General features: G+C 72.9%; 2 protein-coding genes. Both read right to left on the reverse strand.

Annotation, left to right across the window (positions count from 1 at the left end; genetic code table 11):
• The coding region (locus ACNFOC_RS54765) for a GntR family transcriptional regulator (protein WP_416966366.1) at nt 1-629 on the reverse strand (629 nt) is incomplete at its 3' end.
• A 31-nt stretch (nt 630-660) separates the two neighbouring features.
• Nucleotides 661-827 (reverse strand): LPXTG cell wall anchor domain-containing protein (locus tag ACNFOC_RS54770; RefSeq protein WP_416966367.1); only part of this gene is annotated, 167 nt, incomplete at its 5' end.

Here is an 827-nt window from a genome sequence, read left to right on the forward strand (position 1 = left end):
GTGCCGATGAGGAGGGCCTCGCGTGGGGTGGCGAGCACGGTCTCGATGCGTTCGTCGGCGTCGCCGAAGTGGATGCCGCGGGCGCCCAGGTAGCCGTAGAAGGAGGAGTCGGGCTCGAAGTCCGTGTCCAGGTGCGGGACTCGGGCGACGGAGACATAGGTGCTTTCGAGGCCGACCCGCTCGTCGTCGGCGAGCAGGACGCGCTCCAGGTGCCAGACGGGTTCGCCGCGGGTCAGGCCGGTTTCGGCGGCGAGCGCGTCGGTGCAGGGGAAGCGGTCGAGCGTGACGAGGCTGCGGCCCGGGGTGCGCCCCTGCCGCCGTACGCCCTCGGTGTAGCTGGCCAGGGACAGCGGCTGCTCCAGTTTGGGACCCGCGACGACCGTGCCGCGGCCCTGCCGGCGCAGCCTGCCCTCCAGCACGAGTTCGCGCAACGCCTGCCGCACGGTCTCGCGGGCGACCTCGTACCGCTCGGACAGGTCGCGCTCCGTGGGGATCAGGCCGCCCTCCCCCAACTCGTCGACGAGCACGGCGATTTGCGCCTTGACCGCGTAGTACTTGGGGATGCGGCCGTGCTCCGGGATGCCGGAGCGGACGGGGGCGCCGGGGGCCTGGTCGTTCGGGTAGTCCACGGGGAGATCGTCGCAGAAGCGCGGGGCCGCGCTAGCGGCGCCTCCGGGCCAGCAGCAGGGTGCCGGTGGTGACGAGGAGGACGGAGACGGCGGCGAGGACGAGGTGTTCGGTGCCGATTCCGGTGCGGGCGAGTTCGTCGGTGAACGAGAGGTCCTCGGCAGGCGCGGTGGCGGTGGGAGCGGGAGTCGTCGTGGGGG

Origin of the sequence: Streptomyces colwelliae (assembly GCF_048158785.1) — a bacterium.
GTDB lineage: Bacteria > Actinomycetota > Actinomycetes > Streptomycetales > Streptomycetaceae > Streptomyces.